Consider the following 21,011-nt stretch of genomic DNA (forward strand, 5'->3'; position numbering starts at 1 on the left):
TTCTCTTACGAGCACGTCACCTTACGCGTTCGGGTTTCGGGGAGGAGTTTTCGCCCTTACCGCTCGGCACCGCGGACTTCCGGGTCCGCACCCGGGTCTACACCGTGTGTTCGTCCGCCACGGACAGGGCCGCGTCCAGGGCGGCGAGGCCCTCCTTGGCCTCGGCTTCGGTGATGTTGCACGGGGGGACGACATGGGTGCGGTTCATGTTGATGAAGGGCCACAGACCGTTCGCCCTGGCGGCGGCGCCGAAGGCGAGCATGGGGGCGCCTGCCTCGCCGGTCGCGTTGTAGGGGACGAGGGGTTCGCGGGTCTCCTTGTTCCGCACCAGCTCCAGGGCCCAGAACATGCCGGTGCCGCGCACCTCGCCGACGCAGGGGTGCCGGGCGGCGAGGTCATGGAGGGCGGGCCCGACGAGGGAGGCGCCGAGGGAGGCGGCGTGGGTGACGACCCCCTCCTCCGCCATGACCTCGATCGTCGCCACGGCGGCGGCGCAGGCCAGCGGGTGGCCGGAGTACGTCAGACCGCCGGGGTAGGGGCGGCGGGCGAAGGTCTCGGCGATCGCGGGGGAGATGGCGACACCGCCGAGGGGGACATAGCCGGAGTTCACACCCTTGGCGAAGGTCATCAGATCGGGTACGACGTCGAAGAGGTCGGCGGCGAACCAGGTGCCGGTCCGGCCGAAGCCCGCCATCACCTCGTCCAGCACGAACACGATTCCGTACTTGTCGCACAGCTCCCGGACGCCGGCCAGATAGCCCGGCGGCGGGACCATGATCCCGGCGGTGCCCGGGACGGTCTCCAGGATGATCGCGGCGATCGTCTGCGGCCCCTCGAAGACGATCGTCGTCTCCAGGTGCTCCAGCGCGCGGGCGCACTCCTGTTCCTCCGTCTCCGCGTGGAAACGGGTGCGGTAGAGGAACGGCGCCCAGAAGTGCACGACCCCCGCCGTGCCGGTGTCCGAGGCCCAGCGGCGCGGGTCGCCCGTGAGGTTCACGGCCTGCTGGGTGCCGCCGTGGTACGAGCGGTACGCGGCGAGGACCTTGGGGCGGCCGGTGTGCAGCCGGGCCATGCGGGTGGCGTGCTCGACCGCGTCGGCGCCGCCGTTGGTGAAGAAGATCTTGTCGAGGTCGCCGGGAGTGCGTTCCGCGATGAGCCGGGCCGCCTCCGAGCGGGCCTCGATCGCGAACGCCGGGGCGAAGGTCGTCATCGTGGCGGCCTGCTCCTGGATGGCCGCGACGACCTTCGGGTGCTGGTAGCCGATGTTCGTGTAGACGAGGCCGCTGGTGAAGTCGAGGTAGCGGTTGCCGTCGTAGTCCCAGAAGTACGAGCCCTCGGCGCCGGCGACGGGGAGGGGGTCGATGAGGTCCTGGGCGGACCAGGAGTGGAAGACGTGGGCGCGGTCGGTGGCCTTCACGGTGGCGCCGGTGGCAGGGCTGGGGGCCGGGTGAGGGGTCATGGGGTGAGGCTAGGGGTGGGGTGCGGGGGGCGGATATCGGCGGTTTGTCAGCGTGCGGCTGCTCGGGCGCGACAGTGTGTCGCCCCCGTGGGGGGTGCGATGTCGGGTGCGGGTCCGGTGGGGGCTGGTCGCGCAGTTCCCCGCGCCCCTGAAAAGCGGGGCTGCGCCCCTGCTTTTCGGCCCGAAAGGGCCGTAGGCCCTTGAGGGGCGCGGGGAACTGCGCGAGAAGCCCCCACCGGACCCGCGGACGACCGACCCCCTCACTCTATTGACAGCATGCTGTCGAGATGGCAGTCTGCTGTCATAAGGATCGGCGGAAACCGCAGGAGGAACCATGAGCGACCACAAGCCCGTGCATCTCGCCGTCTACGACACCTACGCGGACTGGGAGACGGGGCACACGACCGCATGGCTCGCGCGGAACGGCTACGACGTCCGGACGGTCGGGGCGGGCCCGGACGGTGTGCGCACCCTCGCGGGGATGCGCATCCTGCCGGACGACACGCTCGCGGCGCTGCGGCCCGAGGAGAGCTCGCTGCTGATCCTCACGGGGGCGGATCTGTGGGACGCGGGTGACGACCTCGCACCGTTCGCCAGGAAGGCGCGCGAGTTCCTGGCCGCCGGCGTGCCCGTCGCCGCGATCTGCGGGGCGACCGCCGGGCTCGCGCGGGAGGGGCTGCTGGACGACCGGGAGCACACCAGCGCGGCCCCCTTCTATCTCGCCGCCACCGGATACGCGGGCGGTGAGCGGTACATGGACGCGGACGCCGTGACCGACGCGTCCGGGCTGCTCGTCACCGCCGGGCCCACCGAACCCGTCGCCCTCGCCCGTGAGGTCTTCCGGCTGCTCGGTGTGTACGAGGGAGAGGTTCTCGACGCCTGGTACCGGCTCTTCCACGACTCGGACGCGGAGGCGTACGCCGTGCTGGAGGCGGCGGGACAGTGAGCCGGGAGAAGCAGGAACAGCGGGAGCAACAGCAGCAGGAGCGGCAGAAGCAGCAGGATCTTCTCAGCCGGGCCGCGCTCGGGGTGTTCCGGCTGAACGGGCAGTTCCTTTCCGTGGCCGACGAGTTGGCGCGTCCGGCGGGCCTGACCGCCGCCTGGTGGCAGGTGCTGGGCGCGGTGCTGCCCGAGCCGCTGCCCGTCGCCGGGGTGGCCCGGGTCATGGGCATCACCCGGCAGAGCGTGCAGCGGGTCGCCGACCTCCTCGTCGGCAAGGGGCTCGCCGTGTACGTGCCGAACCCGGCCCACCGCCGCGCCAAGCTCCTCGCCCCGACCCCCGCCGGGCGCGCCGCGATCGCGGAGATCGAGCCCGGCCACGCCGCCCTGGCCGCCCGGCTGACGGAGGCGCTGGGGGAGGAGGGGTTCGCGGCGGCCGTACAGGCGTTCGAACGGCTGTCGGGCGCCCTGGACGGTCTCGCGGCGGCACAGGGGGACGGCGGGGCGCCCGCCGCTGTTACGGAACCGTAGACACCGGTCCATCCGCCTCTTCTCACGGCCGCACTACGATCGGTCCGTTGCGCACGTACACGACGTACCCGTACGTACGCGTACACATACGGATCGTGTCGTGTCGTGCGCAGGGGTGGCGCGGGGAAGACGGGGGCGTGGCGATGGAGAAGCTCGGGGCCGGGGATCCACAGAGGATCGGGGCGTACCGGCTGCTCGCGCGGCTGGGGGCCGGCGGGATGGGCAACGTGTACCTGGCCCGCTCCGAGCGCGGCCGTACCGTCGCCGTGAAGCTGGTGCGTCAGGAACTGGCGGAGCAGGAGGAGTTCCGGGCGCGGTTCCGGCAGGAGGTGCGGGCCGCGCGGCAGGTGGGCGGGTACTGGACCGCGCCCGTGCTGGACGCGGACACCGAGGCGGGCATCCCGTGGGTCGCCACCGGATACGTCGCCGGGCCCTCCCTCCAGGCCGTCGTCGGCCGGGACCACGGGGCGCTGCCCGAGCGGTCCGTACGCATCCTCGCGGCGGGGCTCGCGCACGCGCTGGAGGACATCCACGCGGCCGGACTCATCCACCGGGACCTCAAGCCGTCCAATGTGCTGGTGACCATCGACGGGCCGCGCGTCATCGACTTCGGGATCGCGCGGGCGCTGGAGACCGTCACGGACGGCGGGCTCACCCGGACCGGCGCGCTCGTCGGTTCGCCGGGCTTCATGGCACCCGAGCAGGTGCGCGGCGACCGGATCACCTCCGCCTGCGACGTCTTCTGCCTCGGCTCGGTCCTCTCCTACGCCGCCACCGGCAACCTCCCCTTCGGCGCCGCCAACTCCGGTGTCCACGCCCTGATGTTCCGCATCGCCGAGGAGGAACCGGACCTGGAGGGGCTGCCGGAGGGCCTGTACGACATCGTCCGCGACTGCCTCCGCAAGGACCCCGCCGCCCGTCCCACCCTCGCCCAGATCCTCCAGCGCACCGGCGCCGAGGACACGGTCTTCGCGGGCCGCTCCCGCGACCCCTGGCTGCCGAGCGCGCTGGTGGCCCAACTGGGGCGGCACGCCGTGCAGTTGCTGGAGGTGGAGGATCCGGAGGAGTCCGGGGGGCCGGGGGAGCCCGGCGGATCGGGGGAGCCGGCGGGCGCCGCGGGTGTCGCCGCCGCGGGTGGTCCGGCGGCGGCTTCGGGTGACGCGAGCCCGTCACCGTCGGCTTCCGTGGACCCGGCCGGTCCTGCCTCCGGCACCCCGTCCCCGTCCACGCCCGCACCCACGCCCGCACCCACGCCCGCATCCGCTTCCGCTTCTGCGATGCCGCCCGTTCCCGCCGGGCCGCCGCCGTCGACCCCGCCCGTGTATCCGCTGGGCGATCCCAGTTCTCCGTACGGTGGTTCGGGGGCACCGGCCGGTGCATCGCAGGCGGGTGGGGCGGGTGCCCCTCCCGGCGGTGCCGCGCCCCCGTCCGAGCACCCGGCCGCCGCGCCCGAGGGGGCCGGACCGCCGCCGCCGGGAGCGCCCGGGGCCTCGTCGCTCGACCGGATGCCGACGCAGGTCGTCGGGGCGGAGGGAGCGCCGCCGCCGCCCACCGCTCCGCCGGGGCCCGTACCCGGCGGACCCGGTGCCGCGCCCGCCGGGTACGGCTTCCCTCCGCCGTACACCCAGCAGCCGGCCGGTGGCGGATACGGGCAGCAGCCCCCCGCCTCCGGCTACCCGCAGCACCCCGGCGGCACCGCCCCCGGCTACGGCTACCCGTACAGCGCGCCGCAGGCGCCGTACGGGCAGGGGCCCTACGGCGGTGGGCCGGGCCCCGGAGGAGCCACCGGGACGGGGCTGGGAGCGACCCCGCCGTACGGCCCCGAACCTGTCTACGGACCCGACCCGAACTACGGGCCCGGGGCGGGCCCCGAACCCGCGCGCGGCAACCGCCGCTCCTCCGCGCTGCTCGTCGTCGTCGCGCTGGTGGTCGCGCTCGGCGCCGGCGGCACGGTGTACGCGTTGATGAAGAAGGGGGGCGACGGAGGGAAGGAGGACGACGCGAAGGGCGGTAGGGCGACCAGCGCGCCGCGGACCCTGGAACCGACCGGCGAACAGCCGACGGATCCGGAGACCTCGCCGGACCCCACCACCGAGTCGCCCGACGCGGGCCCGATCCCGGCGGACTTCCTCGGCACCTGGGACGCCACCCTCGACGGCTCCGGCGGCGGGAACACCCGTCAACTCGTCATCCAGCAGGGCGAGGTCGGCGACACCGTGCTCTCCCTCACGGCGGACGGCCCGCTCGACGGCGGCGGGACGTACCACTGCGTGTTCGAGGCCGCGCTGACGGACGAACCGGACGACGACGGCCCGTTGGAGATCGGCCCCTCGACCGTCACCACCGGCGAACCGGCCGCCTCCTGCTCCCCCGGCGCCGCCACCACCGTCACCCTCCTGCCCGACGGGCAACTGCGGCGCGTCGACACGGCGGGGAAGTCGGTGACGTACACGAAGACCGACTGACCTCCGGGGGCGCGGGGTTCGTCGGCGGGCAGCGGGCGCGCCGTGGTCGCTCGCGCGGTCCCTCGCGTCCCTCAGAAGCTCAGCCCTGCTTTTCAGGGGTGCGGGGAACTGCGCGACCAGCCCCCACCCACCCGCACCCTCCGACGAATCCCGCACCCCCGACCGCTACCGAGCCCCCTACCGAGCCCGCTACCTAGCCTCCGGCGGCCGCTGCCGGGGCATGTTCGGCCGAGCCCCCGGCGGCAGCGGGATCCGTCCGTTCATCCCCACCTCTGGCCGGGCGACCACACCCCCCACCTGCACCCCCAGCGGCGCGGGACCCGCCCGGAACTCGACCATCCAGTCCGCCGTCTCCGCCCGCACCAATTCCGTCACGTCCTCGGAGAACCTCCGCAGGACGCCGAGGCACCGCTCAGCCGCCTCCCCGGCCGTCCCCTCCGCAGGGCCCAGCACCTCCCGCGCGCTCTCGGACGCCCAGTCGAACCGCAGGACCTGCAGCCGCCGCTGCACCGCCTGGGCCGTGGCGACATCCCGCATCCATCCGGACGTGACCCCGAAGAACCGATCCACCGCGACACAGGCGGCACAGGACAGCAGCGCGAGGTACCCCCAGGGCGCCACCCCGCCCACCGCCCCGGTGAGGTCGAGCAACGGCAGTGCCGCCCCGGCGAGCGCCCCCGCCGCCGCCCCGATCCGCAGCACGCGCGCCACCGTCCGTTTCCACACCCGGTCCGCGAGATACCACGCGGCGGTCTCCAGGGCCGCCCGCTCGACCCAGTGGTACAGCTCCTCCAGCCGCTCGGCCGGCGCCCCCCAGTCCCCTTGCGGAAACGGCCGCCCGGTCAGGTCCCCCACCCACGGCCCGGTCCCCGGCACCCATGGCTCCGCCCACAGCCCGGACCCCTCACCCCGCCCGTCCTGGGGTCCCCCCTCGGGCTGCATCTCCGGCTGGCTCACCCGGCACTCCCTACGTACGTACGGCGCTCACGCACCACCCTGACGCGGCCGGACCCTTCCTACCGCCCAATGGGTGGCGAAGATGGTGTTTTCACCGCTTTTCCCCTGGAAGATGCCCTTGATCAGGTATACGAATCCCCGGCCGACTCACTCGAAAGAGTGGCCCGGCGCGGGCCGGGCCGACCACGTAGGCTCGTGGCGACCGGAATAGAGAAGTGAAGTACAGACGTACCCCCAGACGTACCCGCAGACATATCCGTACTCACGAGGAGCCGAACGTGATCCCCGGTGGTGGCCAGCCCAACATGCAGCAGCTGCTCCAGCAGGCCCAGAAGATGCAGCAGGACCTGGCGAGGGCACAGGAGGAGCTCGCGCGGACGGAGGTCGACGGGCAGGCGGGCGGCGGCCTGGTGAGGGCCACGGTCAACGGCTCCGGCGAGCTGCGCGGTCTGAAGATCGACCCCAAGGCGGTGGACCCGGAGGACACCGAGACCCTCGCCGACCTGATCGTCGCGGCCGTCCAGGCGGCCAACGAGAACGCCCAGACCCTCCAGCAGCAGAAGCTGGGCCCCCTCGCCCAGGGTCTCGGCGGCGGCGCGGGCATTCCCGGCCTGCCGTTCTGAGCACCTCCGCGACCCCCCTCTGAGCCCATCCGTGCCCCGTACCGCCTTCCTCGGAGCGGCGGCGGCCGACTACGGTACGTACGGAAAGACACCAGGAAGGACGGCAGTCCGTGTACGAAGGCGTGGTCCAGGACCTCATCGACGAGTTGGGGCGGCTGCCCGGCGTCGGTCCCAAGAGCGCGCAGCGGATCGCCTTCCACATCCTGCAGGCGGAGCCGACGGACGTACGGCGCCTCGCGCAGGCCCTCCTCGAAGTGAAGGCGAAAGTCCGTTTCTGCGCGACCTGCGGAAATGTGGCGCAGGAGGAGCTGTGCGGCATCTGCCGCGACCCGCGCCGGGACGTCTCGGTCATCTGTGTCGTGGAGGAACCGAAGGACGTCGTCGCGATCGAACGCACGCGCGAATTCCGGGGCCGGTACCACGTGCTCGGCGGCGCGATCAGCCCCATCGAGGGCGTCGGCCCCGACGATCTGCGCATACGGGAGCTGCTGACCCGGCTGGCCGACGGGACGGTCACCGAGCTGATCCTGGCCACGGACCCCAATCTGGAAGGCGAGGCCACGGCCACGTACCTCGCCCGCATGATCAAACCCATGGGCCTCAAGGTCACCCGCCTGGCCAGCGGCCTCCCGGTGGGTGGCGACCTGGAATACGCGGACGAGGTGACTCTCGGCCGCGCCTTCGAGGGGAGACGATTGCTGGATGTCTGACGCCACGCTGCACGCGACGGACCTGAACCCGGACGACTTCGCGGTCCAGATCGCGGACCAGATCGAGAGCTTCCTGGTCGCCGTCACCGAGGTGGCCAAGGGCGACGAGCCGGACTCGGCCGTCCCCTTCCTCCTCCTGGAGGTGTCCCAGCTGCTCCTGGCCGGCGGGCGCCTCGGCGCGCACGAGGACATCGTGCCGGACGAGCGCTACGAGCCCGACCCGGGTTTCGAACCGGACGTGGACGAGTTGCGCGAACGCCTGGCCCTGATGCTCGACCCGGTCGACGTCTACTCCGAGGTCTTCGACCCCTACGAGCCCCGCAAGGCGCCGGTCCCGGCCCGTATCTCCGACGACCTCGCCGACGTCATCGCCGACCTCCGCCACGGCATGGTCCACTACCGCGCGGGCCGCACCACCGAGGCCCTGTGGTGGTGGCAGTTCTCCTACTTCTCCAACTGGGGCTCCACCGCCTCGGCCACCCTCCGCGCCCTGCAGTCCCTGGTCGCGCACGTCCGCCTCAACCAGCCCCTCGCCGAACTGGACGGTCTCGACACCGACCAGGAACTCATGGGCGACGAGACCCTGGAGTTCGAGGCGGGCCAGGTCATGGCCGAGGAGATCGCGGGACCGCTGGGGCTGGGCAGGAAGGTCACTTAGCCGTCCGGGCCGGCTGTTCGGCAGCCGGCCGGTCCGGGACCGGGCCCCGTCCGACGCGGTGGGGTCCGTCCGCGTCACAGACCCTGGACCCCTTTCACGAGGGCGCTCGCCCCGCCCCCGAGCGCCAGCGCCAGTACGAGGAACCGCGCCCCCTTCTCCGGCACGCGTCCGGCCAGTTCCCGCCCCAGCAGCGCGCCCACCGCCATGGCGCCGGCCACGAGCGCCCACACGGACGGGCCGAGCCGGGGCACCCCGTTCGACGCCACGGACACGGCGTTGACGACGACCCCGTAGAACTGCGCGTTGGGCACGAACTCCCGTACGCTCCAGCCCGCGTTGACGGCGTAGAGGGAGACCGGTGGTCCGCCGACGGCCGCCGCCGCGTTCATGAACCCGCCGAGCGCACCGGCGGTGACAGCGCCCCCGGACCCGCGCAGCGCACGCACCCGGACCCCGCACATCACCACGACGACGGCCACGACGACGAGGGCGCCCGTCCCGGTCAGCAGCCAGGGCGCGGACAGCCGCCGGGCCACCCAGGTCCCGACGGGCACGGTGCACACGGCCGCGACGCACAACGGCACCATCGTCCTCGTCCGCACCTGCCGCCATCCGTCGGCCAGCCCGACCGCGCAGATCACCCCGGCCGCGCAGTTGGCCAGCACGACCCCCTCGGCGGGCCCGAGCAGCAGCACGAGCGCGGGCACCGCGACCAGCGCGAACCCCATCCCGGTCAGCCACTGCACGGAGGAGCCGAGCAGCACGATCAGCACCAGCGGTACGTTCGCCGCCCACCCATCTGTCACGAAGGGGCATCCTGCCGGGTGCGCCCCGCCCGGTGGAACACCGGGAACCGATCCCGGGCCGGTGATCCGTGCCCGGCGGTAACTCTCCCCGTGGGGACAGCCGTTCGCGACAATGCCCCCATGACACTGAAGCCGTGGGCATGGGCCGGTCTGGGGATCGCGGGGGCGGGCGTGGTCACGCTGGTCGGGTTCGCCTTCGTCGATCTGGGGGCGGCCGATCAGATCGCGAGCGTGGCCGGTGGTTCCGTGGGCGTGATCGGCCTCGTCCTCGCCGCCATCGCGCAGTTCGGCGGCTCGTCCGCCCCTCCGGTCCCGCCCGCTCCCGCGCCTCGGCCGCGCGGCGTCGAGGCGTCCGGTACCGGCGCGATCGCCGCCGGAGGCAGCATCGGCTCGGCCTCCACGGGTGGTACGGCCCCGCCGCCCCAGGGCAATCCGCCCGCCACCCCGCCCGCCACCCCGCCCTCCTCCGGCGCGGCCCCCGGCCCGAGCACGAGCGTGACCGCCTCCGGTCATGGGTCCATCGCGGCGGGCGGCGACATCGGATCGGCGTCGACAGGCACTTGATCACCCACCTGATCACCCACCTGATCACCCGCCTGATCGTCCGCTTGGCCGTCGGGGGTCCGGGACGCGTGGGTGATGGCGTCCGTGCCGTTCACCGGTAGCGTGTCACCCGGCCGTCGAGGCCGCGGCACCCATGGGTGAGTCCCACCCACCAGCCCCACCCGCCCGGTCCCTCGCGCACGGCCCGCCCGCCCCCGACCAGGAACCGGACCAATGACGTGACCGTTCTCCTGCTCCTCCTCGCCGCCGTGGCGCTGACCGCCGCCGTGCTCGGCCCCCGTGCCCTGGTGAAGGCGGTGTGGCCCGAGCGGGAACCCGTGGTCGCGCTGTGGACGTGGCAGTGCCTGGTGGCGGCGGCGCTGCTGAGCTGTCTCGCGGCGCTCGTGCTCGGGGCGGCGGCGGTGTTCGAGACGGTACGGACGCACGCCTTCGCGCCCGCGCCCCCGGCCGTGACCGCCGCGTACGACCTCACGGCCGCGCCGCCCTGGACGGCAGTCCTGACGCTGGCGCTGGCCCTCGGGGCGGCGTGGAGCGGTGCGATGCTGGCCCGCGAGCTGGTCGAGGCCCGGCGCCGGCGCCGGCTGCGCCGGGAGCACCTGCGGGAGCGCGCGCCCGACCTCCCGGCGGGCCTGCCGCAGCCGAAGGGGCCGCTGCTGGTGCTGGAGGACGAGTACCCCGACGCCTGGCTCATGCCGGGCGCGCCGCCCCAACTGGTCGTCACCACCGGCGCCTTGGGCAAGCTGAGCGACCGTCAGCTGAACGCCGTGCTCGCCCATGAACTCGGCCACGCCCGCGCCCGCCACGACTGGCTGCTCCACCTCTCCACCGCCCTCGCCACGGGCTTCCCGCGCATCCCCCTCTTCGCCCACTTCGCCGACCAGACCCACCGCCTGGTCGAACTCGCCGCCGACGACACGGCCTCCCGCCGCTGCGGCCACCTCACCACCGCCCTCGCCCTCATCGAACTCAACCAGCACCGGGGCGTGTTGAGCTGCTCCAACACCCGCCGTCTGCTGGGCGACCGGGTGGAGCGGCTGCTGGAGCCCCCGCCCCGCCTCGACCGGACCCACCGCGCGGCCACCACGACGGCCGCCGCGCTCCTGGCCCTGCTCCCGCTGCTGATCGCGTTCGCCCCGGCGCTGGGCACGCTCTAAAGTCCGTCGCCGCCGAGGAACTCCAGCAGGGCGCCCGTGAGTTCGGCGGGCGCGTCCTCCTGGACGAGGTGCCCCGCCCCGGCGATCGGCACGAACCGCGCCCCCGGAATCCGGTCGGCCAGCTCCCGCCCCCTGGCGACCGGGATCCAGCCGTCCGCCTCGCCCCAGCACACCAGCGCCGGGATGCCGATCTCCCCGTACCGCCCCTCGATCTCGTCCGTGTGGGCCTGGTCCGCCTGGGCGATCTGCCGGTAGAAGGCGGGCTGCCCGTCCTCGCCGAGCCAGGGCTCCACGAGCCGGTCGAGGACCGCCGGATGCAGCCCGGGACCGCTCGCCGAACTCACGTACTCCCGCACGAGAGCCCGGTGCAGCGAGGGCGGCAGCTGCTCGAAGACCTCGGCATGGCGGCCGAGCAGCCGGAAGGACGGCGAGCCCCAGGGGGCCAGCGCCACCGGATCGACGAGCGCGAGCGCCCGGTATCGCGCCCCGTGCAGCAGATGCGCCCGCAGCGACACGGCCCCGCCGAAGTCGTGCGCCACGACCAGCGGCTCGTCCAGCCCCCAGTGCGCCAGCAGCTCGCCGAACACCCGCCCCTGCGCGGCCAGGGACACGTCCTGCCCGGCGTACTTCTCCGACTCCCCGTAGCCGGGCATGTCCCACACGAACACCTCGTACCTCCCGGTCCCGGCCAGCGCGCGGGCGACGCCACGCCAGACGTAGGAGGAGAAGGGGGTGCCGTGCAGCAGCACCACCGGTCGCCGTCCGGGCTCCCCGGCCCGGCCCCACCGCACATCCCCCGACGCACTGCGGAAGGTCTCGCTCAGTCGCACTTCGCTCATGGCCGTGCTGCTCCTCTCGGTACGGCGGTCACCGCTGCGAGGAGCAACTCCGGATCGACGTAAGTTGTTTCGGGGGTCGGCTCCGAGAACCAGCGCAGCGGGAAGGTGTTGCCGTCCAGGGCCGGGATGCCGACGTAGGTCACCGTCCGCATGTTCCCCGTACTCGGCCCGAACCGCTGCACACCCGGCAGCCACGCGTATCTGTGCACCGTCCCCGGCCGCAGCAGGAAGTACATCCACCGGAACCCGGCCTGTTCGAGCACGACCGGCCCGGCGTCCCCGTCGGCCCGCGCGACCAACTCCCGCGCGACCAGTTCCCCGCGCCCGCCCTCGATCCGTACGGCGTCGAAGTGCACACCGATCACCCGCAGCCGGTGTCCCGCCACGGGTACCCACGGGGGCCGGTGAATTGCGTTCGTCATGGTCACACGGTGGCGAGGGCGGGGCTACGCTCGGTAGTGACTGAGGTGATACACGCCGGTGTGTATCGGTCGGAGGTGCGCGCGGTGTCAGCCCAGTACAACTCCCCTTCGCCGGTGGCTTGGCGCTACGGCGGCAACCAGATGAAACGCTGGCGCACGAAGGCGAACGTGACCCGTGAGGAGCTGGCCGAGGCCGCGAACTACTCACCGGACACCATCAAGTCCATGGAGCAGGGGGTACGGATGCCGACCCCGAGGGTGCTGGATGTGGCTGATGAGCTGTGCGGGGCGCAGGGGTTGCTGAGTTCGGCGAAGGAGTACTTGCAGAGGGAGAAGTTTCCGGCGCGGGCCCAGCACTTCATGGAGCGGGAGAGGGAAGCGATCAGCCGGTGGTCGTACGAGGTGGCGCTGGTGCCGGGTCTGTTGCAGACCAGGGCGTATGCGCGAGCGCTGATCGAGAACCGGCTGCCGCCCCTGGACGAGGAGACCGTGGAGGAGAGGATCGCGGCCCGGATGGAGCGGCACGCCATCCTCACGGAGCGCAAGCCGCCGGTGGCCTTCAGCTTCGTGCTCTACGAGGCGGTTCTGCGTACTCCGCAGGTGGGTACGGAGCAGCTGCACCGGCTCTTGGAAGCGTCCCGCCTGCGCAACGTCGGGTTGCAGGTGCTGCCCTTCGAGCGCGTCATCAGCGACGCCCTCATGGGGCCGATGGTGCTGCTGGAGACCCGCGAGCACGAGCGATTCGCCTTCACGGAAGGCCCGTTCGTCAGCGAACTGTCGGCCGATCCCAGCATTGTCAGTCGCGTGAGTGAGCGGCTTAGCATGATCCGCGCGCAGGCCCTCAGCCCCGCTGAATCGGCCCGTTTCATCGAGCGGATGGTGAACGAGTGATGAGTGATCAGCTGGCGTGGTTCAAGTCGAGCTACAGCGACAACGAGGGTGGCGACTGCGTAGAAGTCGCCGTCCCCGACGCTCGGTTGACGGTCCACGTACGCGACTCCAAGAACCCCACCGGCCCCACCCTCACCCTCACCGCCCCGGCCTGGGTCGCCTTCGTCTCCGCGGGTACGTGACCTGAGCCGCCCCGGCAAGGGGTCACGCACGTCATGATGTCCCCCATGAGCGACGGGGCGACGGAGGCGTCGGGAGAGCGGGCCGTGGCTGCCGGGCGGGACATCGGCAACGCGGCCACCGGTGACTTCGTCACCCAGATCGCGCGGGCCACGGTGCTTCCGGCGGAGGCGTTCTCGCTCGGCCCCTGCCCGCCCGGGATGCGTCATCTGCCCGACCGGCCGGGGCAGTTCGTCGGCCGCGAACGTGAACTCCGGTTGCTCGACGAGACGTTCGGGAAGGCGGGCGGTGTCGTCGTCCACGCCGTCCACGGGCTCGGCGGCATCGGCAAGTCGACGCTCGCCGCGCGCTGGGCCGGCGCCCACGCGGCCGACTTCAACCCCGTCTGGTGGATCACCGCGGAGACGGCGACCGACCTCGACGCCGGTCTCTCCGCACTGGGGCGGGCCCTCCAGCCCGCCCTGGTCGGCATCCTCACGGAGGAGGCCCTCCGCGAACGTACGGTCCAGTGGCTCGCGTCGAACGACGGGTGGCTGATCGTCCTCGACAACGTCTCCGACCCGGCCGTCATCAAACCCCTGCTGGCACGGGCCTCGCGCGGCCGGTTCCTCGTCACCACCCGCCGGGGGCCCGTGAGTTGGCGGGGCCTCGCCCGCACCCTGGACCTGGACGTCCTCGCGCCGGACGAGGCCGTCGAGCTGTTCACCGGCACCTACGACGGCCCCGCCGACGGGGTCGAGGAGCTGTGCGCCGAGCTGGGGCACCTGCCGCTGGCCGTGGACCAGGCCGCCGCGTACTGCCGCGAGGCCGGGGTCACCCCGCGCGCGTACCTCGACCTCCTCGCCCGCTACCCGGCCGACATGTACGCGGCCACGGCGGAGGGCGAGGACGCGCAGCGGACGGTCGCCCGGCTGTGGCAGGTGACCCTGGACGCGCTCACGGACACCCCGGCCGCCGCCGCGATCCTGCGGCTCATCGCCTGGTGGGCGCCGGACGACATCCCACGGTCGTACCTGACGGAGATCGGCACCCCGCTGGAGGTGACCGAGGCCGTACGGCGGCTGGCGGCCCACAGCATGATCAAGGTGAGCGGGGATGCGCTGTCGGTGCACCGGCTGGTGCAGGCGGTGAGCCGGGCGGGCGGGCCGGAGGAGGTGGACGCGGCGCGGGACGAGGCGGTGGCGGTGCTGGTCGGGCATCAGCCGAAGGCGATCATCGCCGACGCCGCCGCACGGCTGTGGGCGACCCACACCGAGGCGCTCGGCGGCTGCCTGGGGGAGGAGCACGACACAGAACTGCTGACGATCCTGCTCGTGCGGGCGGGGGCCGGTTTCGCGCGGGAACATCCCCGGCGCAGCGTCGAACTGGCCGACCGAGTCTCCAGATCCCTCGCACGCCATCCGGAATGGGGGAGCGCGGACAGTACCTACGACGCGCTGCTCGCGCTCTATGTCCTCAACGGCGAACGGGCTCGTGGAATCCCGTTGGCCGAGCGGCAGTTCACGGTCAGGCAAAGCACGTTGGGTGACGCGCACCCACAGACCATCACCGCCCTCATCTCGCTTGCGAGGGCCATACGACACACCGACCCCCAACGGGCCCTGGCCCTGGCCGAACAGGCGGTCGAGACGGCGTCCGGCGCACTGGGGGCGGAGCACCGGCTGACGTTCAACGCCGAGGCGGCCCTGCGTGACATCACGGAGCGGCGCCCGGACCTGCCCACCCTGGAATCCCGGCTCAGGAGGGCGCACGGGCTGTTCGGCGAGGGCGACATGGAGAACATCGGTGTGGAGAACGATCTCGTCGACGCGTTGGCCGAGGCCGGGGAACTGGACAAGGCGGCGGCGCTGGCGGAGAGGGTGGTCGAACGGAGCCGGGCCATCCTCGGCGACACCGATGCGCTGACCCTGAACTTCCGCCTGCGTCACGTCCGTCTGCTGGCCGACCTGGGCGAGACGGCCCGCGTCATGGGACTGCTGCTCCCTCTGCTCGCCGACCTGGAACAGCGCGTCGACGACATCCCGGGGACCCGTAGCCAGATGAGCTGGGTCCTCGCCCTGATCGAGCGGCTCTCCGGCCGGTCCGCCCCCGACGAAGAGTGATCAGACCCTCACCTTCCGTGCTTTGTACGACCCTTGTCCCCCCGCTGTATCTCCCCTGCCCAGCCCCTAACCGCCGTCACGCGAATCTTGAGTCACTTCCACCGCACAAGAAGCGGAGGCAGTAACACCCCCACCTCATACGGGAGATCGCGATGACCAGGAAGAACCGCATACGCGCCGCCATCGTCACGGCCGCCGCACTCGTCACCGCAGGTACGGTCACCGCCGGAGTCAGCACCGCCGGGGCCGAGGCCGCGCCGAAGAAGCCCTCCAAGAAGGAGATCGCGGCGCTCTTCGACGGCTGGAACAAGACGCTCCAGACGGGCAGCAGCAAGAAGGTGGCGGACCGCTACGCGAAGGACGCGGTGCTCCTGCCGACGGTGTCGAACAAGATCCGCACCGACCGCGCCGGCATCGTCGACTACTTCAACCACTTCCTGGAGAACAAGCCGGTCGGCAAGAAGACCAAGACGATCATCAACGTCCTGGACGCCAACTCGGCCATCGACACCGGCTCGTACTACTTCATCCTCACCGACCCGAAGACCGGCGAGAAGAAGCGCGTCGACGCCCGCTACACCTACGAGTACGAGAAGCGGAACGGCGTGTGGAAGATCGTCAACCACCACTCGTCCGCGATGCCCGAGGGCTGATCACCGGACCTCCCCGACCGTGGCTGAGCCTGCCACCCCCCGGCTCGGCCACCGGGGCCGGCCGGGCCACCTCTCCCGGCCCGGTCGTCCGGGGGCGGCTGGGCCACCCTGCCCGGCTCAGCCACCCCCGTGCCGCGCCGCCCGCAGGGTGAGCGCGACGCACAGACCTCCCCCGGGCGCGTCCTTGAGGGTCACGGTGCCGTTGTCGTCGGTGACGAGTTGCTTGACGACGGCGAGGCCGAGGCCCGAACCGCCCTTACCGGTGAGGCCCTGACCGCGCCAGAAGCGGTCGAAGGCCCGGGACTTCTCGGCGTCCGACATCCCGGGCCCCTGGTCCAGCACCGACAGCACCACCTCGTCGCCCCGGGTCTCCACCGAGACCGTGATGGTCGCACCGTCCGGCGAGACCTCCAGGGCGTTCGAAAGCACGTTGTCCAGGACCTGGTCCAGATGACCGGGACTGGCCAGCACAAGCGGCCGGCCGTCGGCACTCCCCCTGAGCGTGATGGTGACTCCGCGCTCGTCGGCGGCCGGTCTCCACACGTCGAGACGTTCCCGGATGACCTCCCGAAGGGACAGCGGTTCCGCCGCCGTCACCTTCGCCTCGGCCCGCGCCAGCACCAGCAGGCCGTTGACCAGGCGGCTCATCCGGACGACCTCGGCGGTGGCCTGCTCCACGTCCTCCCGTACGAACTCGTCGTCCGTGCCGTCCGCGATGTTGTCCAGCGACAGCCGCAGCGCGGTGAGGGGCGTACGGAGCTGGTGGGAGGCGTCGGCGACGAAGATCCGCTGCGACGCGATCAGCGTGTCGAGCCGTTCGCCCGCCTGGTTGAGCGTGCGTGCCAGGGTCTGTGTCTCCTGGGGGCCGGTGACGGGGGAGCGGGCCGTCAGGTCGCCGTCGCTCATCTTGCTCGCCATCTCGTTGAGCTGGCGCAGCGGCGCGGTCAGGCGCCGGGCGGCGAAGACGCCGATGCCTGCGGCGGCCAGGAGGACGAGTACGGCGAGGCCGGCCCGGAAACCCCAGATCTGCCAGAGCCGGGCCGTGAGGTGGTCGGTGGAGAACTTGATCCGGACGGCCCCGACGACCTCGTCCGTCTGCGTCCGCCCGTCCGGCGAGCGCTCGAAGGCGGGCACGGTGACCACCAGGTTCTCGCCCCAGATGACGTCGGAACCCCAGTCGACGGTGATCTCACCGCGTTCCAAGGCCCTGGCGAGCGCCGCATCCGCCTTCGGCTCCCCCAGCCGCTCGGGCGCACACCGGTCGGTCGCGGTGACCTCGACCTTCTCCTCCTTGGCCGGGTACGCCCCGGCCAACTGCGCCAGTGCCTCGCAGGAGGCGGTGTCCCCCACGCCCAGCAGCCGGCCCATCGTCTGGGCCTCGCGCCGCACGGCCTCGCTCGTGTCGTCCCGCAGCTGATCCGTGAGCGTGAACGCCACCGGGATCGTGAACAGGGCGATCGCCACCGCCACGAGGAGCACATAGCTGCGGATGAGCTGACGGATCATGACGTGCCGTCGCCCTCACGCGGAGCGCCGGCGGCCCCGGTCTCCTCGCTGACGATGAGCCGGAAGCCGACACCCCGGACCGCCTCGATGGTGATCGCCCCGGCCAGCTTCCGCCGCAGCGCCGCCACATGGACGTCCAGCGTCTTCGTCGGCCCGAACCAGTTCGCGTCCCAGACCGCCTCCATGATCTGCTCGCGCGACATCAGCGCGCCCGGCTCCTCGGTGAGGAAGGCGAGGAGGTCGTACTCCTTCGGCGCGAGCGCCACCTCCGTACCGTCCAGACGCACGCGCGCGGCCTTGCGGTCCACGGTGAGGCGGGGGCCGTAGCGGTCGGGGCCGGCCGGGGGCGCGTCGGCGGCGCGCGGCTGGACGCGGCGCATCACCGCCCTTATGCGGGCGATCACCTCGCGGACACCGAACGGCTTGGAGACGTAGTCGTCGGCGCCCAGCTCCAGGCCGACCACGCGGTCCGTCTCGTCGCTGCGGGCGCTGATCACGATGATCGGCACCTGGCTGCGGCCCCGCAGGGCCTTGCAGACGTCGAGACCGTCGGTGTCGGGCAGGCCGAGATCGAGGAGGACGACGTCGTACGGACCGTCGTACGACAGCGCCGCCCCGCCCGTGTTGACCCACTCCACCTCGAAGCCGTACCGCAGGAGCCCTCGTCGCAGGGACTCGGCGACCGGCTCGTCGTCTTCCACCAGAAGTACGCGCACGGCACGACCCTAGTGCTTGAAAGTTGGCGTTCCGTCGTCAAGGGCGGTCCGGCTGTGCCCCTGGTGTGACGCCGGGCACTTTTCCATGTTCCCGCCGACTGTTCGGCGACGGCCTGGGCAGAGACGTTCCCGGAGCGGTCGAGGGTTCGGGGCGAGAAGCCGGTTGAAATCGGTGGACCGTCCGGAGAAAACCCAGGCGATCAAAGGGTGAGCGGGACATCTCACCATGCGATACCAGGGAAGGGATATTCGGCCGCTCGTTAGACTGAGCCGACCGCCGCGGCACGTCCGAGTGCGCAGGAAACTGCGTCTGTACGTGCGTATGAGCGGATAAGGGACTGAAACGGAGCGAGGAGCGCACGTGGGCCTTGTCGTGCAGAAGTACGGAGGCTCCTCCGTAGCCGATGCCGAGGGCATCAAGCGCGTCGCCAAGCGGATCGTGGAAGCGAAGAAGAACGGCCACCAGGTGGTCGTCGTCGTTTCCGCGATGGGCGACACGACGGACGAGCTGATCGATCTCGCCGAGCAGGTGTCACCCATGCCCGCCGGGCGTGAGTTCGACATGCTGCTGACCGCCGGAGAGCGGATCTCCATGGCGCTGCTGGCCATGGCGATCAAAAACCTGGGCCACGAGGCCCAGTCGTTCACCGGCAGCCAGGCCGGCGTCATCACCGACTCGGTCCACAACAAAGCCCGGATCATCGACGTCACGCCCGGCCGCATCCGGACCGCGCTGGACGAGGGCAACATCGCCATCGTCGCCGGTTTCCAGGGTGTCAGCGCCGACAAGAAGGACATCACCACCCTCGGCCGCGGCGGGTCGGACACGACCGCCGTCGCGCTGGCCGCCGCGCTGGAGGCCGAGGTCTGTGAGATCTACACCGACGTCGACGGCGTCTTCACCGCCGACCCGCGGGTCGTGAAGAAGGCGAAGAAGATCGACTGGATCTCCTCCGAGGACATGCTCGAACTGGCGGCGTCCGGTTCGAAGGTGCTGCTCCACCGCTGTGTCGAGTACGCCCGCCGCTACAACATCCCGATCCACGTCCGCTCGTCCTTCTCCGGACTGCCGGGCACCTGGGTCAGCAACGAGAAGCCCGAGTCGCAAGGGGACCACAAGGTGGAGCACGCCATCATCTCCGGAGTCGCCCACGACGTCTCCGAGGCCAAGGTCACGGTCGTCGGCGTCCCGGACAAGCCGGGCGAGGCCGCCGCGATCTTCCGCGCCATCGCGGACGCCGAGGTCAACATCGACATGGTGGTGCAGAACGTCTCCGCCGTGACGACCGGGCTGACGGACATCTCCTTCACCCTCCCCAAGACCGAGGGCCGCAAGGCCATCGACGCCCTGGAGAAGAACAAGGCCGGCATCGGCTTCGACTCCCTGCGCTACGACGACCAGATCGGCAAGATCTCCCTGGTCGGCGCCGGGATGAAGACCAACCCGGGCGTCACCGCCTCCTTCTTCGAGGCCCTCTCCGACGCGGGCGTGAACATCGAGCTGATCTCGACCTCCGAGATCCGTATCTCGGTCGTCACCCGCGCCGACGACGTCCCCGAGGCCGTGCGCGCCGTGCACTCCGCCTTCGGACTCGACTCCGACAGCGACGAGGCCGTCGTCTACGGGGGCACCGGTCGTTGATGGCCGTCGACGCCGGGCGTACCGGCAGGCCGACGCTCGCCGTCGTGGGCGCCACCGGTGCCGTCGGCACCGTCATGCTCCAGATCCTGTCCCACCGGGCGGACATCTGGGGCGAGATCCGTCTGATCGCCTCCCCCCGCTCGGCCGGCCGCAAGCTGGCCGTGCGCGGGGAGCAGGTCGAGGTGACGGCTCTGGCAGAGGGCACAGAGGGCGCCGAGGAGATCTTCGACGGGGTCGACGTCGCGCTGTTCGACGTACCCGACGAGGTCGCGGCGCGCTGGGCACCGATCGCCGCCGCCAAGGGCGCGGTCGTGGTGGACAACTCGGGCGCCTTCCGGATGGACCCGGAGGTGCCCCTCGTCGTCCCCGAGGTCAACGCGCACGCCGCCCGCAACCGGCCGCGCGGGATCATCGCCAACCCCAACTGCACGACCCTCTCCATGATCGTGGCGCTCGGCGCGCTGCACGCCGAGTTCGGGCTGCGTGAGCTGGTGGCCTCCTCGTACCAGGCGGTCAGCGGCGCGGGCCGGGCCGGCGTGGAGACCCTGCGGCAGCAGATCGCCCTGGTCGCCGGTACGGAGCTGGGGACCACCCCCGGTGACGTACGGCGGGCCGTGGGCGACAACACCGGGCCGTTCCCGGAGCCGGTGGCGCTGAACGTGGTGCCGTGGGCCGGGTCGCTGCGCGCGGACGGCTGGTCCTCGGAGGAGATGAAGGTCCGGGACGAGACCCGCAAGATCCTCGGACTGCCGAAGCTGCCGGTCGCCGTGACCTGCGTCCGGGTGCCGGTGGTCACCGCGCACTCCCTGACGCTGCACGCCCGCTTCGAGGGCGAGGTCACGGTCGCCAAGGCGCGGGAGATCCTCGCCACGGCGCCGGGCGTCGTCCTCTACGACGATCCCGGCGCGGGGGAGTTCCCGACCCCGGCGGATGTGGTGGGCACCGACCCGGCCTGGGTGGGGCGGGTGCGGCGGGCCCTCGACGATCCGACGGCGCTGGAGCTGTTCGTCTGCGGGGACAACCTCCGCAAGGGGGCCGCGCTGAACGCGGCGCAGGTGGCGGAGTTGGTGGTCAAGGGGGCGTAGGCCCTCCGGGGTGCGGGATCGTCTGCGACCGCGGGTCCGGTGGGGGTTGCTCGCGCAGTTCCCCGCGCCCCTTGAGGGCCGCAGGCCCTGGCGGGCCTGCGGTCGCAGA

The 21,011-nt window shown here is 72.1% G+C and carries 21 protein-coding genes; 14 read left to right on the plus strand and 7 right to left on the minus strand.

Going from position 1 to position 21,011, the window contains the following annotated elements; translation table 11 throughout:
* Nucleotides 1-97: 97 nt before the first annotated feature.
* Nucleotides 98-1,459, minus strand: coding sequence for an aspartate aminotransferase family protein (locus J8M51_RS35540; RefSeq protein WP_086759495.1), 1,362 nt, complete (start codon nucleotides 1,457-1,459; stop codon nucleotides 98-100).
* 334 nt (nucleotides 1,460-1,793) lie between these two features.
* On the opposite strand from J8M51_RS35540, the gene J8M51_RS35545 reads away from it, so the two are divergent.
* The 3 genes from J8M51_RS35545 to J8M51_RS35555 all read left to right on the plus strand — a co-directional run bounded on the left by J8M51_RS35545 (nucleotide 1,794) and on the right by J8M51_RS35555 (nucleotide 5,394).
* Nucleotides 1,794-2,405, plus strand: coding sequence for a DJ-1/PfpI family protein (locus tag J8M51_RS35545; RefSeq protein WP_086754777.1), 612 nt, complete (start codon nucleotides 1,794-1,796; stop codon nucleotides 2,403-2,405).
* Nucleotides 2,402-2,929 (plus strand): MarR family winged helix-turn-helix transcriptional regulator, encoded by a 528-nt coding sequence (locus J8M51_RS35550; protein ID WP_086754778.1) that lies wholly within the window; start codon nucleotides 2,402-2,404, stop codon nucleotides 2,927-2,929. Before J8M51_RS35545 ends, J8M51_RS35550 begins: the two co-directional genes overlap by 4 nt.
* 143 nt (nucleotides 2,930-3,072) lie before the next feature.
* The gene (locus J8M51_RS35555; protein WP_086754779.1) at nucleotides 3,073-5,394 is read left to right on the plus strand and encodes a serine/threonine-protein kinase; all 2,322 of its coding nucleotides are present in this window, start codon (nucleotides 3,073-3,075) and stop codon (nucleotides 5,392-5,394) included.
* A gap of 189 nt (nucleotides 5,395-5,583) precedes the next feature.
* Here the strand turns inward: J8M51_RS35555 and J8M51_RS35560 are convergent, their stop codons facing one another.
* A complete protein-coding gene (locus J8M51_RS35560; RefSeq protein ID WP_216591756.1) occupies nucleotides 5,584-6,351 on the minus strand; it encodes an SLATT domain-containing protein in 768 nt (255 codons plus the stop codon).
* A gap of 278 nt (nucleotides 6,352-6,629) precedes the next feature.
* Here J8M51_RS35560 and J8M51_RS35565 point away from each other — a divergent pair, with 278 nt between their 5' ends.
* The 3 genes from J8M51_RS35565 (at nucleotide 6,630) to J8M51_RS35575 (ending at nucleotide 8,342) form a co-directional block, all read left to right on the plus strand.
* Complete coding sequence (locus J8M51_RS35565) at nucleotides 6,630-6,974, plus strand: YbaB/EbfC family nucleoid-associated protein (RefSeq protein ID WP_216591757.1); 345 nt, start codon at nucleotides 6,630-6,632, stop codon at nucleotides 6,972-6,974.
* 110 nt (nucleotides 6,975-7,084) lie between these two features.
* Nucleotides 7,085-7,684 (plus strand): recombination mediator RecR, encoded by a 600-nt coding sequence (gene recR, locus J8M51_RS35570; protein ID WP_216591758.1) that lies wholly within the window; start codon nucleotides 7,085-7,087, stop codon nucleotides 7,682-7,684.
* Entirely contained in the window at nucleotides 7,677-8,342 is a 666-nt protein-coding gene (locus J8M51_RS35575) for a DUF5063 domain-containing protein (protein ID WP_086763313.1), read from the plus strand. The genes recR and J8M51_RS35575 overlap by 8 nt, the downstream gene beginning before the upstream one ends.
* A 74-nt stretch (nucleotides 8,343-8,416) precedes the next feature.
* Here the strand turns inward: J8M51_RS35575 and J8M51_RS35580 are convergent, their stop codons facing one another.
* Nucleotides 8,417-9,148, minus strand: a complete 732-nt coding sequence (locus J8M51_RS35580) for a sulfite exporter TauE/SafE family protein (RefSeq protein ID WP_086763315.1) — start codon at nucleotides 9,146-9,148, stop codon at nucleotides 8,417-8,419.
* Nucleotides 9,149-9,268: 120 nt separating this feature from the next.
* On the opposite strand from J8M51_RS35580, the gene J8M51_RS35585 reads away from it, so the two are divergent.
* Together J8M51_RS35585 and J8M51_RS35590 are read left to right on the plus strand one after the other, a co-directional pair.
* Nucleotides 9,269-9,712 (plus strand): hypothetical protein, encoded by a 444-nt coding sequence (locus tag J8M51_RS35585; protein ID WP_267299773.1) that lies wholly within the window; start codon nucleotides 9,269-9,271, stop codon nucleotides 9,710-9,712.
* Between the two features lie 218 nt (nucleotides 9,713-9,930).
* Nucleotides 9,931-10,866: a M56 family metallopeptidase gene (locus J8M51_RS35590; RefSeq protein WP_267299774.1), complete on the plus strand. Its 936-nt coding sequence runs from the start codon at nucleotides 9,931-9,933 to the stop codon at nucleotides 10,864-10,866.
* Here the strand turns inward: J8M51_RS35590 and J8M51_RS35595 are convergent.
* Both J8M51_RS35595 and J8M51_RS35600 read right to left on the minus strand, forming a co-directional pair.
* Nucleotides 10,863-11,705, minus strand: coding sequence for an alpha/beta fold hydrolase (locus J8M51_RS35595; protein ID WP_086753753.1), 843 nt, complete (start codon nucleotides 11,703-11,705; stop codon nucleotides 10,863-10,865). The two genes, J8M51_RS35590 and J8M51_RS35595, sit on opposite strands and share 4 nt — an antisense overlap.
* A complete protein-coding gene (locus J8M51_RS35600; protein WP_086753755.1) occupies nucleotides 11,702-12,127 on the minus strand; it encodes a hypothetical protein in 426 nt (141 codons plus the stop codon). The genes J8M51_RS35595 and J8M51_RS35600 overlap by 4 nt, the downstream gene beginning before the upstream one ends.
* 141 nt (nucleotides 12,128-12,268) lie before the next feature.
* Here J8M51_RS35600 and J8M51_RS35605 point away from each other — a divergent pair, with 141 nt between their 5' ends.
* From J8M51_RS35605 to J8M51_RS35620, 4 genes are all read left to right on the plus strand, one after another.
* Nucleotides 12,269-13,018, plus strand: a complete 750-nt coding sequence (locus J8M51_RS35605; protein WP_086753781.1) for a helix-turn-helix domain-containing protein — start codon at nucleotides 12,269-12,271, stop codon at nucleotides 13,016-13,018.
* The gene (locus J8M51_RS35610; protein ID WP_179202944.1) at nucleotides 13,018-13,200 is read left to right on the plus strand and encodes a DUF397 domain-containing protein; all 183 of its coding nucleotides are present in this window, start codon (nucleotides 13,018-13,020) and stop codon (nucleotides 13,198-13,200) included. The genes J8M51_RS35605 and J8M51_RS35610 overlap by 1 nt, the downstream gene beginning before the upstream one ends.
* Nucleotides 13,201-13,245: 45 nt before the next feature.
* Nucleotides 13,246-15,300, plus strand: a complete 2,055-nt coding sequence (locus J8M51_RS35615; protein ID WP_179202945.1) for a tetratricopeptide repeat protein — start codon at nucleotides 13,246-13,248, stop codon at nucleotides 15,298-15,300.
* Nucleotides 15,301-15,452: 152 nt separating this feature from the next.
* A complete protein-coding gene (locus tag J8M51_RS35620; protein ID WP_086753761.1) occupies nucleotides 15,453-15,953 on the plus strand; it encodes an SgcJ/EcaC family oxidoreductase in 501 nt (166 codons plus the stop codon).
* Between the two features lie 117 nt (nucleotides 15,954-16,070).
* On the opposite strand, the gene J8M51_RS35625 is transcribed toward J8M51_RS35620, so the two are convergent.
* On the minus strand, nucleotides 16,071-17,459 hold the full coding sequence (locus tag J8M51_RS35625) for a HAMP domain-containing sensor histidine kinase (protein WP_086753763.1): 1,389 nt from the start codon (nucleotides 17,457-17,459) through the stop codon (nucleotides 16,071-16,073).
* Nucleotides 17,456-18,175, minus strand: coding sequence for a response regulator transcription factor (locus tag J8M51_RS35630; protein ID WP_086753765.1), 720 nt, complete (start codon nucleotides 18,173-18,175; stop codon nucleotides 17,456-17,458). Before J8M51_RS35630 ends, J8M51_RS35625 begins: the two co-directional genes overlap by 4 nt.
* Before the next feature lie 361 nt (nucleotides 18,176-18,536).
* Between J8M51_RS35630 and J8M51_RS35635 the strand changes: the two genes are divergently transcribed.
* Nucleotides 18,537-19,817 (plus strand): aspartate kinase, encoded by a 1,281-nt coding sequence (locus J8M51_RS35635; RefSeq protein WP_086753207.1) that lies wholly within the window; start codon nucleotides 18,537-18,539, stop codon nucleotides 19,815-19,817.
* Nucleotides 19,817-20,902, plus strand: coding sequence for an aspartate-semialdehyde dehydrogenase (locus J8M51_RS35640; protein WP_086753767.1), 1,086 nt, complete (start codon nucleotides 19,817-19,819; stop codon nucleotides 20,900-20,902). The genes J8M51_RS35635 and J8M51_RS35640 overlap by 1 nt, the downstream gene beginning before the upstream one ends.
* Nucleotides 20,903-21,011 lie beyond the last annotated feature (109 nt).

Source organism: Streptomyces griseiscabiei, assembly GCF_020010925.1.
GTDB lineage: Bacteria > Actinomycetota > Actinomycetes > Streptomycetales > Streptomycetaceae > Streptomyces > Streptomyces griseiscabiei.